At 60.2% G+C, this 15,238-nt stretch carries 13 protein-coding genes; 10 read left to right on the top strand and 3 right to left on the bottom strand.

Annotated elements, in window-relative coordinates; all coding sequences use genetic code 11:
• The first annotated feature begins 38 nt into the window (after window positions 1–38).
• From bioB to nadC, 6 genes are all read left to right on the top strand, one after another.
• The gene (bioB, locus tag HMPREF2751_RS04915) at window positions 39–1,046 is read left to right on the top strand and encodes a biotin synthase BioB (protein WP_049190419.1); all 1,008 of its coding nucleotides are present in this window, start codon (window positions 39–41) and stop codon (window positions 1,044–1,046) included.
• Window positions 1,033–1,335: a biotin synthase auxiliary protein BsaP gene (locus HMPREF2751_RS04910; protein WP_016422960.1), complete on the top strand. Its 303-nt coding sequence runs from the start codon at window positions 1,033–1,035 to the stop codon at window positions 1,333–1,335. The genes bioB and HMPREF2751_RS04910 overlap by 14 nt, the downstream gene beginning before the upstream one ends.
• Window positions 1,336–1,409: 74 nt before the next feature.
• Window positions 1,410–1,988 carry a hypothetical protein gene (locus HMPREF2751_RS04905; RefSeq protein WP_069359173.1) on the top strand — a complete coding sequence of 193 codons (579 nt, stop codon included), beginning with the start codon at window positions 1,410–1,412 and terminating at the stop codon, window positions 1,986–1,988.
• 291 nt (window positions 1,989–2,279) lie between these two features.
• Window positions 2,280–3,356: a quinolinate synthase NadA gene (gene nadA / locus HMPREF2751_RS04900; protein WP_070595597.1), complete on the top strand. Its 1,077-nt coding sequence runs from the start codon at window positions 2,280–2,282 to the stop codon at window positions 3,354–3,356.
• A gap of 10 nt (window positions 3,357–3,366) precedes the next feature.
• Window positions 3,367–4,926 carry an L-aspartate oxidase gene (gene nadB / locus HMPREF2751_RS04895; protein WP_083304409.1) on the top strand — a complete coding sequence of 520 codons (1,560 nt, stop codon included), beginning with the start codon at window positions 3,367–3,369 and terminating at the stop codon, window positions 4,924–4,926.
• A 6-nt stretch (window positions 4,927–4,932) separates the two neighbouring features.
• Window positions 4,933–5,814, top strand: coding sequence for a carboxylating nicotinate-nucleotide diphosphorylase (gene nadC / locus HMPREF2751_RS04890; protein WP_049190033.1), 882 nt, complete (start codon window positions 4,933–4,935; stop codon window positions 5,812–5,814).
• Between the two features lie 35 nt (window positions 5,815–5,849).
• Here the strand turns inward: nadC and HMPREF2751_RS04885 are convergent, their stop codons facing one another.
• From HMPREF2751_RS04885 to HMPREF2751_RS04875, 3 genes are all read right to left on the bottom strand, one after another.
• A complete protein-coding gene (locus HMPREF2751_RS04885; RefSeq protein WP_048734664.1) occupies window positions 5,850–6,425 on the bottom strand; it encodes a hypothetical protein in 576 nt (191 codons plus the stop codon).
• A gap of 50 nt (window positions 6,426–6,475) precedes the next feature.
• The gene (locus HMPREF2751_RS04880) at window positions 6,476–8,266 is read right to left on the bottom strand and encodes a hypothetical protein (protein ID WP_070595593.1); all 1,791 of its coding nucleotides are present in this window, start codon (window positions 8,264–8,266) and stop codon (window positions 6,476–6,478) included.
• Window positions 8,267–8,342: 76 nt separating this feature from the next.
• A complete protein-coding gene (locus HMPREF2751_RS04875; protein WP_070595591.1) occupies window positions 8,343–10,049 on the bottom strand; it encodes a hypothetical protein in 1,707 nt (568 codons plus the stop codon).
• A gap of 295 nt (window positions 10,050–10,344) precedes the next feature.
• Between HMPREF2751_RS04875 and hisD the strand changes: the two genes are divergently transcribed.
• The 4 genes from hisD to HMPREF2751_RS04850 all read left to right on the top strand — a co-directional run bounded on the left by hisD (window position 10,345) and on the right by HMPREF2751_RS04850 (window position 15,226).
• The gene (gene hisD, locus HMPREF2751_RS04870) at window positions 10,345–11,694 is read left to right on the top strand and encodes a histidinol dehydrogenase (RefSeq protein WP_070595590.1); all 1,350 of its coding nucleotides are present in this window, start codon (window positions 10,345–10,347) and stop codon (window positions 11,692–11,694) included.
• Window positions 11,694–12,836: a histidinol-phosphate transaminase gene (locus HMPREF2751_RS04865; RefSeq protein ID WP_070595588.1), complete on the top strand. Its 1,143-nt coding sequence runs from the start codon at window positions 11,694–11,696 to the stop codon at window positions 12,834–12,836. Before hisD ends, HMPREF2751_RS04865 begins: the two co-directional genes overlap by 1 nt.
• 45 nt (window positions 12,837–12,881) lie before the next feature.
• On the top strand, window positions 12,882–13,520 hold the full coding sequence (gene hisB / locus HMPREF2751_RS04860; protein WP_005510321.1) for an imidazoleglycerol-phosphate dehydratase HisB: 639 nt from the start codon (window positions 12,882–12,884) through the stop codon (window positions 13,518–13,520).
• Window positions 13,521–13,804: 284 nt separating this feature from the next.
• Window positions 13,805–15,226, top strand: coding sequence for an MFS transporter (locus tag HMPREF2751_RS04850; RefSeq protein WP_016422949.1), 1,422 nt, complete (start codon window positions 13,805–13,807; stop codon window positions 15,224–15,226).
• Window positions 15,227–15,238: the final 12 nt, after the last annotated feature.

The raw sequence follows: 15,238 nt of genomic DNA, 5'->3' as shown, positions 1-15,238 counted from the left end.
TTCAAGTTTTATCCCCAGCCTCAAGGAGCATCACCCCCATGACTCAACAGCAGCAGGACATTTTGGAACTCGCCCGCGAAAAGGTGCTCGGCCGCGGTGAGGGGCTGAACTATGAGGAGACCCTGGCAGTTCTGAACCTCGATGACGACAGCATCGAGGATCTGCTGGCACTGGCTCATGAGGTGCGCTTGAAGTGGTGCGGCGAAGAGGTCGAGGTTGAAGGCATTATCTCGCTGAAGACTGGCGGCTGCCCAGAGGACTGCCACTTCTGTTCGCAGTCGGGTCTGTTCGAGTCCCCGGTGCGTTCGGCATGGCTGGATATCCCGGCCCTGGTGGACGCCGCAAAGCAGACTGCAAAGTCGGGTGCGACTGAGTTCTGCATCGTTGCTGCAGTAAAGGGTCCGGACGAGCGACTGCTCAGCCAGATGGAACAGGCCGTCGCCGCCATTCAGGCAGAGGTGGACATTAATGTGGCTGCCTCGATGGGCATTCTGACGCAGGAGCAGGTGGATCGCCTGGCCAAGGCTGGTATTCACCGCTACAACCACAACCTTGAGACCGCTAAGAGCTACTTCCCGCAGGTCGTGACCACCCACACTTGGGAAGAGCGTCATGACACCCTGCGTATGGTCGGCGAAGCCGGTATGGAGGTCTGCTGTGGCGGCATCCTGGGTATGGGAGAGACCCTTGAGCAGCGTGCCGAGTTTGCTCAGGACCTGGCGGCGCTCAACCCGACCGAGGTGCCGATGAACTTCCTCGACCCCCGCCCGGGCACTCCGTTCGCCGGTCGCGAGCCGATGCCAGCCAAGGACGCACTGCGTGCCATCGGTGCCTTCCGTCTGGCACTGCCGAAGACCATCCTGCGTTTTGCTGGCGGTCGTGAGCTCACCCTGGGCGACCTGGGTGCAGAAAAGGGGCTGCTCGGCGGTATCAACGCTGTCATTGTCGGTAATTACCTGACCACTCTGGGCCGTCCGGCGGAGCAGGATCTAGACATGCTTGGCAAGGTACGACTCCCAATTAAGGCTCTCAATGCAACTGTCTAAGCCTCGGACATCTAGCCCGCGCTCGCCGCGGAGTAAGAAAGTCGACTCCACAGAGCTGCTCCAGGCCATGGTGCTGGGAGATGAGCCCAAGTTCGATCCTTTTACCGGCGCCGACCTCGAAGCTGGTGAAGTGCGCGAACGTTCCTATGGTGCAAAGGCTGGACTGGAGGCGCCTCGGTTCTGCCAGCTCTGTGGGCGCCGGATGGTGGTGCAGGTGCGTCCGGACGGCTGGACTGCAAAGTGCTCGCGCCACGGCGAAGTGGACTCCGTTATGTTGGAGCAGCGATAAAGGCGCTGATTGTGCTAGTGCGCCATTCGGGCACGCTAGTACCGGATGTGCGCCGTGAGGTAAGTTAGTCAACTATGACTATGAAAAATACCCGAGTCCCACACGTTGAAAAGCAGAGCGTGGCAATGGCCTCGGGTATTGTTCTCTTCTCCGTCGTAACGGGAACGATAGCCGGAGTGGCCTGGGCATTCCTACGCCCCAAGCAGCAAGTGCAAATGCTCCCGGATAACCAACTAGCGATTATTCAAGAAACCGTTGACGCTGGTTTTATTGGGCTGCTCTGGTTTGTTGCTGTCACTGCCATCAGCGGCCTGGTGCTGGGAATTACTACCTTCCGAAATCGTGCCATCACGACCCCTGTGCAGATGCTCACAGCAATTGGCTGGGCAGGTTTCTCCGCGTTGATGAGCGCAGCAGTGACGTACCTCGTCGGTCAGTCGGTTGCGGCATTGCTCCAGCCGGATCTGGCGGGAATGCAGCCGGGCGATAAGTTCTCGGTGATTCCGGACTTCAAGACCTATGTAGCGCTGCTGGTCGCGCCACTGGTTGCCATGCTCGCACTGTGGTCCCGGGTGTTGTTCCAAACGGACTTCACGGAAGGCAACGAGAGCGCTGCAGACAATGCTACGGGCGCAGATTCGGTCACTAAGTGAGACAGTGAGGTTCTGCGCGGGGCCGTCGTAAAGCACTATTTCCTACTGAACAGGGGTAGTTATTGGGAAATAGGCTTATACAAGCCTTACAATTTTGGGAAATAGGTTCGTCTTCGATGTCAGTATTCGCCCCGATTTAGGGGCTTTTTCGATATTGTGCGGCGAGCTTAGGTCTCTTGCACTTGCCCGTTTGAGTCCGCTGCGAATGCCTCCGGGGACCGTTGCCGGTAACGGTGACGGCGTTTTCTCCGGTCGTAGCCACAGCCCATTGAAGTAAGGACGTAGTTTTCCGTGAATACCAGCCTTGCGGCCAATGCTTCCAGCCTGCCGCGCCTTGAATCGGATCTGTACGAATCGGTAGTCGATAAAGATGGCCGCTACGGTGGCGTAATTGCAGATGAGCGCTGGGCCCAGGAGATTAAGCGCCTCGCCCGCGAACGCAATGCCGTAATTCTTGCGCACAACTACCAGCTGCCGGAGATTCAGGATATTGCCGACTACACCGGCGACTCCCTCGGACTTTCCCGCATCGCTGCGAAAACCGATGCCGACGTCATCGTCTTCTGTGGTGTCCACTTCATGGCGGAAACCGCCAAAATTCTGAGCCCTGAGAAGACCGTCCTTATTCCGGACGAGCGCGCCGGCTGCTCCCTGGCGGACTCCATCACTGCAGATGAACTGGCCGAGTGGAAGGCAGAGAATCCCGGCGCACTGGTGGTCAGCTACGTCAACACCACGGCAGACGTAAAGGCTCTGACCGACATCTGCTGTACTTCCTCCAACGCCGTCGACGTGGTCAAGTCCATCCCGGAAGACCAGGAGATCCTGTTCAACCCGGATCAGTTCCTCGGCGCACACGTCCGCCGTGAGACCGGCCGCGACAACATCAAGGTATGGGCTGGTGAGTGCCACGTCCACGCCAACATCAACGGTGAGGAACTCGCGCACCGCGCGGAGGAGAACGCCGATTCGCAGCTGTTCATTCACCCGGAGTGCGGTTGCGCGAACTCTGCGATTTACCTCGCAGGTGAAGGCACCATCGAGCCCGAGCGCGTGCAGATGCTCTCCACTGGCGAGATGCTGACCGAGGCGCAGAAGCTGAAGGAGAACAAGCCCAACGGCAAGGTGCTCGTGGCCACTGAGGTGGGCATGCTCCACCAGCTGCGCAAGGCCGCACCGGATGTCGACTTTGAGCCGGTCAACGACCGCGCTTCCTGCTCGTACATGAAGCTCATCACTCCGGCGGCTCTGCTGCGCTGCCTCGTTGAGGGCACTGATGAAGTCGATGTCGAGCCGGATGTCGCCGACAAGGCGCGCGCTTCGGTCGAGCGCATGATCGCCATCGGTAACCCAGGCGGAGGCGAGTAACACGTTTGGTCTGCGCCCATCATTCGACAGTTGGACACTGACGTGTGACTTCCTCGTCATCGGCGGGGGAGTCGCAGGGCTCAGTGCTGCGCGTCGGGCTCTTGAGCTCGGCCTCGACGTGCTGGTTATCGACAGCGTCGAGTGGCGCGTCGGTGCCCGCAAACAGCTGCGTTTCGCCGATGCTGCCACGAATCTCGCCCAGGGCGGGCTCGCGGTCGTCGGGCTTGACGACGACCCCAGCGGCCATGTGGCCAACGGGTTCGACGACACCACTGATTCCCATATCGCGGATACTCTCGATGCCGGTGCCGGACACGGCGATGAAGAGGCTGTGGCTTCCATCATCCGCGCCGGCGCTGCGGCGACCGAGTGGCTAATCGGGCTAGGCGCTACATTCGACCCGGCACCGGATAACCCGGCCGTTTATTCCCGCACTAAAGAGGGTGGACACCACGCGCGGCGCATCATTCATGCCGGCGGTGACGCCACTGGTGCTGAAATCGAGCGCGCCCTAGAAGCCTCAGTTACCGGCGTGCGAGTACTGCAAAACGCCACAGCGCGCCAGCTCATCGTCGGCAAAGACGGCCGCGTGCTGGGGGCGCTGGTAGCGGATCCCCGTGGCGGTGGCGCTATTCGCGCTAGCGCCACTCTGCTGGCTACCGGTGGCGTGGGCCATATTTACCGTGCGACCACGGCCCCCTCGGGCGCCCGCGGCGAGGCTATCGGCATGGCCTCCGATGCTGGCGCGGAGATTCGGGACATGGAGTTTATCCAGTTCCACCCGACGGTGCTCTATGACGAGCGCTCGGCATCAGATGGCACCGGCCGACGCCATCTCATCAGCGAGGCGGTCCGTGGTGAAGGAGCCATTCTCGTCGACTCCCGGGGCAACAGTGTGACCGCCGGCGTTGACCCTCGCGGGGACCTGGCTCCGCGCGATATCGTCTCGCGCGCCATCGCGACTCGCATGCGCGAGCTCGGCGAGGACCACGTCTTCCTCGACGCACGTCACATCGACAACTTCGCCGCCCGCTTTCCGACGATCACAGCGGGCCTAACCGCAGCGGAGATTGATCCGACCAAGGACCTCATACCCGTGGCCCCGGCGGTCCACTACACCTGTGGTGGTATTGCCGTCGACCCATTCGGTGCAACTAGCGTGCTGGGTCTCTTTGCGGCCGGCGAATGCTCCGCAACAGGGCTCCACGGTGCCAACAGGTTGGCCTCCAATTCGTTGCTGGAGGGACTGGTCGTCGGCAAGCGGGTGGCCGAAAAAGTCGCTGAAACACACGCTGTGCCGGTCGGGGACGAGGAATTCGCAGCGGCAGTTGAAAGCCTGCCGCAGCCACGGCCAGAACTGGAACCACGGCAGCTTTTCCGGTTGCAGACGGCGATGCAGGAAGGCGCTGGTGTAAGGCGCAATGAGCAGAGTTTGCGGCAGGCGTTGGCGGTTATCGATCGGCTCCCGCAATCGGTTCAGGTCGTAGCCGCAAGGAAAGTCGTCGAAGCGGCATTGGTACGACCATATACTTTGGGGTGCCACACTTGGTTTGAAAAGGACGGGGATTAGCTAACCATGACTCTTGAGAAGGACACTCTGCGCGGGGTGCTGAACGAAAACATCACCCGTGGCCTCATTCGGACGGCACTACAGGAAGACATGAGCTTCGGGCCGGATGTGACCTCGCTGTCGACAGTCTCGGCATCTGCGCAGGCACGCGCCCGCCTGGTGGCCCGGCAAGAGGGCGTTATCGCGGCTATTGATGCGGTGGAGTGGACGCTGCAGGAGGTCATCTCGGGTGAGTTCACCGTCGAAAAGCACGTTGAAGATGGCACCCTGGTGCGTCCTGGCACAGTGCTGGCAACGATTTCTGCACCGACTCGGGGGTTGCTGACTGCTGAGCGGACAATGCTGAATATCCTCACGCACGCCAGTGGTGTAGCTACTGCGACGCGCCAGTGGGCTGACGCGATTGTCGGCACCGGTGCGCGGGTGCGCGATTCCCGAAAGACGCTGCCGGGGCTGCGCAACCTGGAAAAGTATGCTGTGACCTGCGGCGGCGGAATTAACCACCGCTACGCTTTGGGCGATGAAGCACTGATTAAGGACAATCACGTGGTGGCTGTCGGTTCCGTGTCCGGTGCGTTGAAGAGGGTGCGGGATCAGTACCCGGAGCTGCCGTGTGAGGTGGAAGTCGATACCCTCGCACAGCTCGATGAAATCCTGCCGATGAAGCCGGACATCGTCATGCTGGACAACTTCGAGGTCTGGGAGACCCAGATTGCGGTGCAGCGCCGCTCGCAGATTTCTCCGGCCACGCAGCTTGAGTCCTCTGGTGGACTGACCATCGATGTGGCTCGTGAGTACGCGTCCTGTGGTGTCGATTACCTGGCTGTGGGCGCGCTAACCCACTCGGCCAAGGTGTTCGATGTCGGACTCGACTTCGACGAGCAGTAGCTGAATCAGCCCCCGGTATCGCTTCGCAGCTTCGCCTACAGGCGACGGGCAATCTCTGCCCCAATCTCGCTTAGTGCCGACCCCCAGCGCTCCCGTGATTGCTCATCACAGGTTTCCTGTGCGCGGTAAAGCGCCTTCTCCGCAGCACCGACATCGCCCAAATGCAGGTGGCACTGTGCAATTTGTGCAAGCAGAGGCACGGCCTGGATATTGAGCTTGTCGGACTGGAAAAGTCCCGCCGCTAACTCCAGGTGATCAATGGCGCGCCCCTGATGTCCTCGACGAATCTCTGCCTGGCCGTTCAAGGTGTGCCACATCGCCCAGCGCAAGTGGCGCGGTGGGGTGTCCGCGGTCGGCTCGAAGCCGTCTTTCTCCAGGTTATCCAGCAAATCCAACCAGTCCGCGGCCTTGTCCATCAGCTTTGGTGCAGAGCCACGGATGGGGCGCCCCAGACTGTCGGTCTGCGGGGCATCAGCCTTGTCGCCGAGTTCCTCGAACCCCTGCATCAGAGTTAGGGCTGCTTCCCAGAGGTTGTTTTCCTCAGCCAATGCCGTGGCGGCGTCGAAAAGCTGCTGCGGGCTAGAAGTCGCGGAATCACCAGAAGTAGTCATGACCTAACACTCTACTTTGTGTCACCGCCAGTACCGAAGTGGGCGGGGCGCTAGTATTCGTCGTCAAGCGACTGAATGATGATGACGTCAAGGGCATCGAGAACAGGATGGCCTTCCCACACGTCGCGGGGCAGAAGCTCTTCGACGCGCCGAGCATAGGCGGCGGCTCCGTCGGAATCACCCGCGTCGAGACGGTAGCGAACCCCCGCCAGCAGCGCGCGGGCGGCTTCCTCGCCATCGCCGGACTGCAGGTAGCCCTTCGCGGCGGCTTCCACATGGTTGATAGCCAACGTGTCGCGGCCAGCGGAGTAGAAGACGTAGGCGGCATCGTCGTGCCAGTCGGCGAGTGACCAGTCGTCGGAGATGAGCTTCTGAGAACGCAGCAGAAGGTCCTCAGCCTCGTTGAGCGTGTGGTCAATGGCGGCGGAAGCGTCCTCAGAGACGATCTCGGCGGTGAATTCGGAGCCCTCTTCGGAAATGACCAGGTCAATGACATGAATGATGGAACGCGCAGCCTGGCGGTAGGCCTTGGCCGCGCCCTTGGTATCGCCGTTGCGTTCAAGGTGCTCGCCGTGTTCGATGAGCAGCTTTGCCGCCTGGCGGGGATTATTGCCGAGCCCCGCGGCTGTGGAGGCAATAGAAAACGCCGCGTCGGTGCGTTCTTCATCGGCGGTAAATGCTGACCAGTGCGCAACTGGTTCGGCAAAGCGCAGCGCCTCGTCAACCTCGTCGGCATCGAGGAGACTGCGGGCCAAAACGAGCTGGATATCCATGGTGATGGGGTTGACCGGCATGCCCTCGGCGCTGGCGAGCGCGCGGCGAGCAATGTCGGCGGATTCCGCGAAATCGCCGTGGGCGTTGAGAAGCGCACAGAGCAGACGCACGCTGCGAAGCACCGCGACCGTGAGTCCTGCATCGAGACCAGCCTGCACGATTGGGCGTAGCTGGCGGATTGCCTCCGCTTCCTCACCAGCTTCCAGAGAGAGAAAAGCCAGAAATTGGCGCGCTTCAATCGTCGTGGTGACGGGTTCCGACTGAGGAGCCGCTGCGACGCTGGCAGCGATGCGGGCGGCCCTGCGCAGCTCACCACGGCTGTGCGCGAGCTGCGCCTCCAACAGCTTCCGGTCGTCGAAACTGCTTCGCTTTGGTGCCCAGCGTGCGGACCATTCAGAGAGCTGACCGGCGATTTCCGCCCGGCGCGCCAGCGATGCTGCGGCGCCGGCAACAGCCGCGCTGACCAGGTAGTAATAGGCCTCGCCGGGCTGTGGAGTGGTGGCGACGATGTCCTTAGCAAGGCTGATCAGCTCAGGGATTTCGGAGTCCTCGGGGCGCCGGCCGGTGATGGCATCACCTGGGTTGGCGTCGATGAAGGCCTCAGCCTCGGCGAATGCTCCGTAGGAGCGTGCGTGCAAGATCGCGGGGCGGATGTTGGCCTCAGTTGCCCAGCGCAGCCACTCGGCGCGTGCAGCAGCGGCTTCTTCTACCAATTCCAGTTGGTCGGCAACTGCATGCCTAAGTGCGTGGAATTCGCCAATGACATCGGGGGAGTTGGTAGGCGCGTCGGCCAACCAGTGCGTGTGGGCGAACTTGGTGACAGCGCGCCAACTGGTGACGTGGTCGAGCGTGGCACCGGCCTTGCGGGAAATAACCAGCAGCTCCGGAAGTGAGTCCGGCAATGCCTTTAGCGGATTGGGCAGGGGAGGAAAGTCCAAGGGATCGGACGAGTTCTCCGTTGCTGATGCGTTTTCCGAATTCACTGACACGTGGTCGGCAGCGATGCCGGCATCCCAATCGCCAACTTGAATTTCAGACTCAGAGTTTTCTTCTTCCCACCAGACCATTGGACTATCTTCGCCCGTGGCATCGGGAAGATGCAAAACTGCTTTGCTTTTCAGACCTGTACAGCCGGATGCGCTGTTAATCCGGGTTTGAAAAGCTACGCATTAGTTCACGAACTTCATCGCGCACTGGGTGATCCGGGCCGACTAGGTCGCCGATGCGAATCGCGAACCGGCGGGCGCGTTCCTCATTGTTATCACTAGCAGCAGCACGCACCGCGATAGTCAGTGTGCGGGCGGCGTCGGCAGGGGCGTGGGCTTCTAAGAAAAGCTCGGCAGCTTCGTCGGCGTACTTGTACACGCCGTCGTTGTCCCACACAGACCAGCACAGCAGCGCCTGTGCTTCGTGCCACTTGGCCGATTCCCAGGACCCAACCACGTAGCCACGTGAGCGTTCCATCAGGTGGTCGGTCAGCTCACTTGTGGCGCCCACGTTACTGAGTGATAGTGCGGCATTCATCAGAGTTTCCGCAGGTGAAATCGGTGACGAGTATCCGGCACGAATATCGGCCAGCGCGTCGAAGAGCACTGCCGCATGTTCAGTATTTCCCTCTTGGACTGCCGATTCCGCCGCAATAGCACAGGAAAAATCAGTACGCGCGGAATCCTGGGTAGGCTCAGACCACTTTGCAACCGACTCCGCTTCCTGGCCGGCATGGTGGAAATCTCCGAGCTCGTACAGTGCCGTTGCCTTCAGCAGCGCGATTTCCATGGTGACTTCACAGTTGGGGTAGTCTGCCGACACATCCTGGGCGCGCTGAGTTAGCTTCAGCATCTCCCCGGCATCGGGCTTGTTGTGTGCCACCTCGAAGTTGATGTCTGCCATCTCACGAACCGCGAGAATATAGTCAGTGTCCAGTCTGTGCTGGTCCGCGACTGCCACGTTGTTTGACAGCATTCGGAACGCGGTATCGCTATTACCGGTCTCTATCGAGTACCGTGCCAAATTCTGCCTCAGCTCAAGGCCCGCGATTACGGAGCGGTTACCGATTGCATTGAGCTGTGAGGCGCAAAGTCGCGCTGCGTCGACGACTTTCCCGGCTCGGTGCAGCAGTGATGCCTCCGTCAGAGTCTTCGCCAGCGCAATCGACTCAAACTTATCCTCATTTGGCAGTGCACGAATCATCTCGTGCAGCTCCCGTGCCAAGTCCTCGCGGTTGACCTTTCGCAGGGCGCTTGCAATCCGAATCAGCGCGTCAGTCAGTGCCGCCCGCTTCTTCCACTGGCGTGGGCTAAACGGCTCCTCCGCTTCTTCGCTTGCCGACGATTCCTGCGGCCGCAGCCCATCCGCATCCGTGGTCACCGCGCTGTGACTGCTGGTTGGGGCATCCAGATCGTCGGCAAGCACGAGTGCCCGGTACGAGGCGATTTCCCTGCTCATGCGTGCGATGAGGGGGATTTCGGTCTCTGCGGCAGCAGAGGTTGGACCATCGGCGATAAAGGTGGTGTAGCGGCGGGCTTCGTCTGCCGCCAGCCGTGCCCGGGCGCGCCAGTACTCCGGGACATTGTCGTTATCGGATGCCCATACCATCCAGTTCAGGGCGGCATCGTGCGCAGCCGTCATCATGCCGAGCGATTCGGTGACCTCGCGGACTATGCGGTAAAACGCGCCGACGTGTTCGGTAACGCCGTGGGCCTCCGGATCGGAAAAGAGTTGTGGGTTGTAGAAATGATGCGCGAAAACTGATTCCAGTTGGCGCGTGGCCAGGGAATTATCGGCTGCGGTCGCTTCTGCGTAGTCTGCGACGAGCTTCCGCAAATCCGGGCTGTTTCCGTCCTGGTTCAACAGCTGGCCTTTCTACGACTGGTTACTACTTTCCCTAACACTGTAATGGGTCACTGTGGCGGAACTAACTTGCGCCACAGTATGAGGGGTTAAATGGGGCAATCGGTATGAACCGGGCGTGAGAAAGATATGCTTAGTTCATACTCAAGGGTGCCTTTAAGGGCGAATAGTAGCGAAAACCGTGGATAAAGTCTTTGGCTTGACCCAGATTTTCAATACTTTGTTGTCATTTCTTTGTCACTCTGAAGTGCTCACGTATGAATCCATCGTGCGAATAGGCGGTTACTAATTAATTATGTTGTCCACTATTGATCTTCGCGGTCAGACTCCCACCACCGCCACTCTGCGTCGAGTGTTGCCGCGCGGTGCGGCAGACGTTGATTCCATGATTCCCACGGTCAAACCCGTTGTCGATGACGTGGCAGCCCGTGGTGTGGAAGCGGCGATGGAGTACTCCGAGAAGTTCGACCGTATTCGTCCGGCATCCATGCGCGTTCCAGCGGAGGTTATCGATGCCGCGGAAGCCGCGCTGGAAGACGATGTCCGCTCTGCTCTGCAGGAGTCCATTGGGCGCGTGCGCGCGTTCCACGCTGCTCAGAAGCCGAATGACAAGACTGTTGAAATTCTTCCCGGCGGCATTGTCCGTGAGAAGTGGATTCCGATTTCGCGCGTCGGTCTTTACGTCCCCGGGGGCAACGCCGTCTACCCGTCGTCTGTATTGATGAACGTCATCCCAGCTCAGGAAGCTGGTGTGGAGTCCCTCGTCGTCGCCTCTCCGCCGCAGGCCGACAACGACGGCTGGCCGCACCCGACCATCCTGGCTGCCTGCAAGCTGCTTGGCGTGACCGAGGTGTGGGCCGTCGGTGGTGCACAGGCTGTCGCACTGCTCGCATACGGCGATGAAAATGAGAGCCTCGAGCCGGTCGACATGGTCACCGGTCCGGGCAACATCTTCGTTACCGCCGCTAAACGCCTGTGCCGCTCGGTCGTCGGTATCGACGCCGAAGCTGGTCCGACCGAAATCGCCATTCTTGCAGATAACGCCGCTGATCCTGTCTCCGTCGCCTACGACCTGATTTCCCAGGCTGAGCACGACATCATGGCCGCCAGCGTACTTATTACCGACGACGCCGATTTCGCCGCCGCTGTCGACCGCGAGGTCGAAAACCGCTACGAGGTCACCATGAACGCCGACCGCGTTCGCGAGGCGCTGACCGGCAAGCAGTCTGGCATCGTGCTTGTCGACGACATGAATATTGGCATCCAGGTTGCAGATGCCTACGCCGCTGAGCACCTGGAGATCCACACCGAAAACGCACAGGCCGTTGCCGAACGCATTACCAACGCTGGCGCAATCTTCATCGGTCGCTTTTCGCCGGTGCCGCTGGGCGATTACTCGGCTGGCTCCAACCACGTGTTGCCGACCTCCGGTACCGCCCGCCACGCCTCGGGGCTGTCAACGCACACCTTCCTGAAGTCGGTCCACATGATTGACTACAACGAGGCCGCGTTGAAGGAAGTTGCCGACAGCGTAGTAGTCCTGGCCAACGAAGAACGACTGCCAGCGCACGGCGAGGCCATCCGTGCCCGCTTTGAGACGCTTCTCGGCTCTGAGATCAATGGCGCAGAAAAGGGGAACAACTAATGAGCAACCAGCCTGAGAATCAGCCACAGCCGTCAGTAGCCAAGTTGGCGCTGGCAGATTTGCCACTGCGCGACGAACTGCGCGGCGAGGAAGCCTACGGTGCCCCGCAGCTCGACGTCGATGTTCGCCTGAACACCAACGAAAACCCGTACCCGCCATCCGATGACCTCATCGCCGACCTGGTGGCGCAACTGGAGAAGGTCGCCTCTGACCTCAACCGCTACCCGGACCGTGACGCAGTAGCACTGCGCAGCGCACTCGCCGACTATGTCACCCGCCAGACCGGCGTGGACATCACCGTCGACCAGGTATGGGCCGCCAACGGCTCCAATGAGATTCTCCAGCAGCTGCTGCAGGCATTTGGCGGGCCGGGGCGCAGCGCAATGGGCTTTGTGCCCAGCTACTCGATGCACCCGATCCTCTCGTCCGGCACGCAGACGGAGTTCATCGGCATCGCCCGCGACCCGGAGACCTTCGACATCGACATGGATAGTGCGCTCGCGGCCATTGCCGAGCACCGTCCTGACGTCATCTTCATCACGACTCCGAACAACCCGACTGGCAATCTGACCACGCTCGCTGACCTGCGCCGCATTATTGAAGCCGCGCCGGGCATCGTCATTGTCGATGAGGCCTACGCCGAGTTCACTGAGGAGCCGTCGGCGACAACGCTGCTGGCTGAGTTCCCGTCGAAGCTGGTTGTCTCCCGTACGATGAGCAAGGCTTTCGACTTCGCCGGAGGCCGCCTCGGCTACTTCGTTGCTAACCCGGCATTTATTGATGCTGTGATGCTCGTACGTCTGCCATACCACCTGTCGACGTTGACGCAGGCCGCTGCCACGGTTGCACTTCGCCACTCGGATGCGACGCTGTCGACCGTCGCAAAGCTTGCCGACGAGCGTGATCGCGTCGTAGCCGCCCTGAACAGCTATGGCTACGACGTGATTGACTCGTACTCCAACTTCGTATTCTTCGGTCGTTTCGCCGATGCCGCGACGGCATGGCAGAGCTTCTTGGATGAGGGAGTACTCATCCGCGATGTTGGCGTGCCCGGTCGTCTCCGTGCCACTATTGGTCTGCCCAGCGAAAATGATGCGCTGCTGGCGGCGGCCAAGAAATTGGCAGCGACCGCGCTGGCTTAAGCGAAATGCTGCCGGTACATCCCACTACAAGGAGAGATCTGACTTATGCACTTCAGTGATAAGGACCATCTGGAGGCAGAGCGCACTGAGCGCGTTGGCCGTGTCGAGCGCGCCACCCGCGAATCGAGCATCGTCTGCTCGGTGAATCTCGATGGCACCGGCAAGACCGATATTTCGACCGGTCTGCCGTTCTTCGACCACATGTTGACCGCTTTCGGCTCCCACGGCAGCTTCGACCTGACTGTGCACGCCAACGGCGACACCGAGGTCGATGCGCACCACACGGTGGAGGATACCGGCATTGTGATGGGGCAGGCCTTCGCCCAGGCGTTGGGGGACAAGTCTGGTATTCGTCGCTTTGGTGACTGCTATATCCCGATGGATGAAACGCTGGCACACGCAGTGGTTGATGTGTCTGGTCGCCCGTACTTCGTTGGCACTGGCGAACCAGAGCAGATGTTGACTGCCGTCATTGGTGGTCACTACGCAACGGTTATCAACGAGCATTTCTTTGAGTCCTTCGCCCTAAATGCCCGTATTGCGCTGCATGTTCGCTGTCTCTACGGGCGCGATCCGCACCACATCACCGAGGCTGAGTACAAGGCTGTGGCCCGTGCCCTGCGTGCTGCCGTCGAGGACGACCCGCGCGTCCACGGTGTGCCGTCGACCAAGGGCACTCTGTAGGTCGCAGCTGAAGTAGACGGCCACTGTAGGAAACCGGAAAATCCGCCTTAGCTGGCATTTTAGGGGAATCGATGGTAACAACGTCTGTAGACGTGCTTTTAGCGCAGGTGTCTACCGCATCGACGCTGAGCACTTATTTTTTGTTCATTGTCGCTGGTCTGCTGGTGGGCGGAACATGGTCACTCTATAAATCCGGATCGAGGGTCGGAACAATTGTCCTTGGTCTCTTATCTGTGATCGCGCTCGCCGGCGCAATTTTGTGGTTGATAGGAGTGATGGAGTAAATGGCGTCCCGGGTGATGGACCGCAGGCAGTTGGACGAACTGGACAGCATGTGGAAAGCGCCCGGACTAGTACCTACGCTAGTCGCCGTGATGGCCGCCTTCGGTGGCTGGTCACTCCTCATGCCTGTCATTCCGCAGGCAATTCTTGACGATGGCGGTGGAACCTCGCTCGCCGGTGCCTACACCGGTGTTTTTATGGCCGCTACCGTTCTCACACAGACGCAGACTCCACGTATGTGTCGCCGTCTTGGCTACGGCATGACCATGCTGATTTCAGGTCTGTTTCTGGGCTTGCCGACGATTCTGCACATCTTTGGCACCGATGCTGCTTTGGTGCTCATCATTGCGGTTCTCCGCGGTATGGGCTTCGGTGCGTTGACTGTCGCCGAGTCCGCATTGATTGCCGAGCTAGTGCCAATGAAATTTCTGGGTAAGGCCTCTGGCGTTCTCGGTGTGGCAGTTGGTTTATCTGAGCTCATTTTCTTGCCACTAGGACTAATCATTGCGGACAAGACGGGTTCTTACACCCCTGTTTATGTCTTGGGCGCCGTCATCTCGCTTGTCGGTTCGTTGATGGCACTCTTTATCCCGAAGATTAAGCCAGCGCCGAAGGAGGGCAAGGGCGGCAAGGAAGACGTCGGCGATCCTGTGCCCGGATCTGCAGCAACTCAGCCGAGCCCCGTTGAGCACGTTGCCACATGGAAGCTGGTGGCCATTCCCGCGCTCGCAATTTGCACGATTGCGATGGGCTTTGGTGGTATTTCCGCATTCCTTGCCCCGGCAGCTCGCGAAATCGATCTGGTCTCCGGTGCGGTTGTGGCTGGCCTGTCGCTGTCTGTTCTCGGTGGCGCGCAGATGGTGTTCCGTTATTTCGCAGGAATCTACGCCGACCGGAAGTCGGAGGCTGGAATTCTGCTGATTCCGGCATTGATCAGTGGTTTTATTGGTCTGCTGATGATGTCCGGCGTGGTTCTCTTTGATTTGTCGGCCTGGCTGCTGCTGGTTGCGGCCGTTTTCTACGGCGCGGGCTTCGGCATAGTGCAAAATGAGGCTCTGCTGCTGATGTTTGCCCGCCTGCCGCGTGACCGTACTGCTGAGGCCAGTGCCTTCTGGAACATGTCCTTTGACTCGGGCACTGGTATCGGCTCGTTCGTTCTGGGAGCCGTAGCCGCGGCTGCACTCCGTCCGTACCCGGCTGTCTTTGCCTTTGCGGCAGCTCTGCTGGCAGTTGGCCTCATTGGTGCGGTGCTCGACCGAATCATCGGAAAGCACCGCGTGGCGGAGTACCAGAACACCCGCGCTACGCTGCGTCGTCTGGGGGATGCCGTGAAGCGTCGTACGCCGGAGGCCGCTGTGCGTGTTGCCCGCCCGGCAAAGAATGCAGTGACGCGTTTGACGGTTCGGGACCGCAAGAAGAAGTAACTACATACAAAG

It is taken from the genome of Corynebacterium sp. HMSC063G05 (assembly GCF_001810555.1).
GTDB classification, from domain to species: domain Bacteria; phylum Actinomycetota; class Actinomycetes; order Mycobacteriales; family Mycobacteriaceae; genus Corynebacterium; species Corynebacterium jeikeium_D.
The sequence above is the reverse complement of the archived record's forward strand: the minus strand, read 5'-3'. Positions and strand labels throughout refer to the sequence as shown.

What these genes read in the sequence shown, in the direction of transcription:
- bioB (WP_049190419.1), top strand. Translation starts at nt 39, where the DNA reads ATGACTCAACAGCAGCAGGACATTTTGGAACTCGCCCGCGAAAAGGTG.
- HMPREF2751_RS04910 (WP_016422960.1), top strand. Translation starts at nt 1,033, where the DNA reads ATGCAACTGTCTAAGCCTCGGACATCTAGCCCGCGCTCGCCGCGGAGT.
- HMPREF2751_RS04905 (WP_069359173.1), top strand. Translation starts at nt 1,410, where the DNA reads ATGACTATGAAAAATACCCGAGTCCCACACGTTGAAAAGCAGAGCGTG.
- nadC (WP_049190033.1), top strand. Translation starts at nt 4,933, where the DNA reads ATGACTCTTGAGAAGGACACTCTGCGCGGGGTGCTGAACGAAAACATC.
- HMPREF2751_RS04885 (WP_048734664.1), bottom strand. Translation starts at nt 6,425, where the DNA reads ATGACTACTTCTGGTGATTCCGCGACTTCTAGCCCGCAGCAGCTTTTC.
- HMPREF2751_RS04880 (WP_070595593.1), bottom strand. Translation starts at nt 8,266, where the DNA reads ATGGTCTGGTGGGAAGAAGAAAACTCTGAGTCTGAAATTCAAGTTGGC.
- hisD (WP_070595590.1), top strand. Translation starts at nt 10,345, where the DNA reads ATGTTGTCCACTATTGATCTTCGCGGTCAGACTCCCACCACCGCCACT.
- HMPREF2751_RS04865 (WP_070595588.1), top strand. Translation starts at nt 11,694, where the DNA reads ATGAGCAACCAGCCTGAGAATCAGCCACAGCCGTCAGTAGCCAAGTTG.
- hisB (WP_005510321.1), top strand. Translation starts at nt 12,882, where the DNA reads ATGCACTTCAGTGATAAGGACCATCTGGAGGCAGAGCGCACTGAGCGC.
- HMPREF2751_RS04850 (WP_016422949.1), top strand. Translation starts at nt 13,805, where the DNA reads ATGGCGTCCCGGGTGATGGACCGCAGGCAGTTGGACGAACTGGACAGC.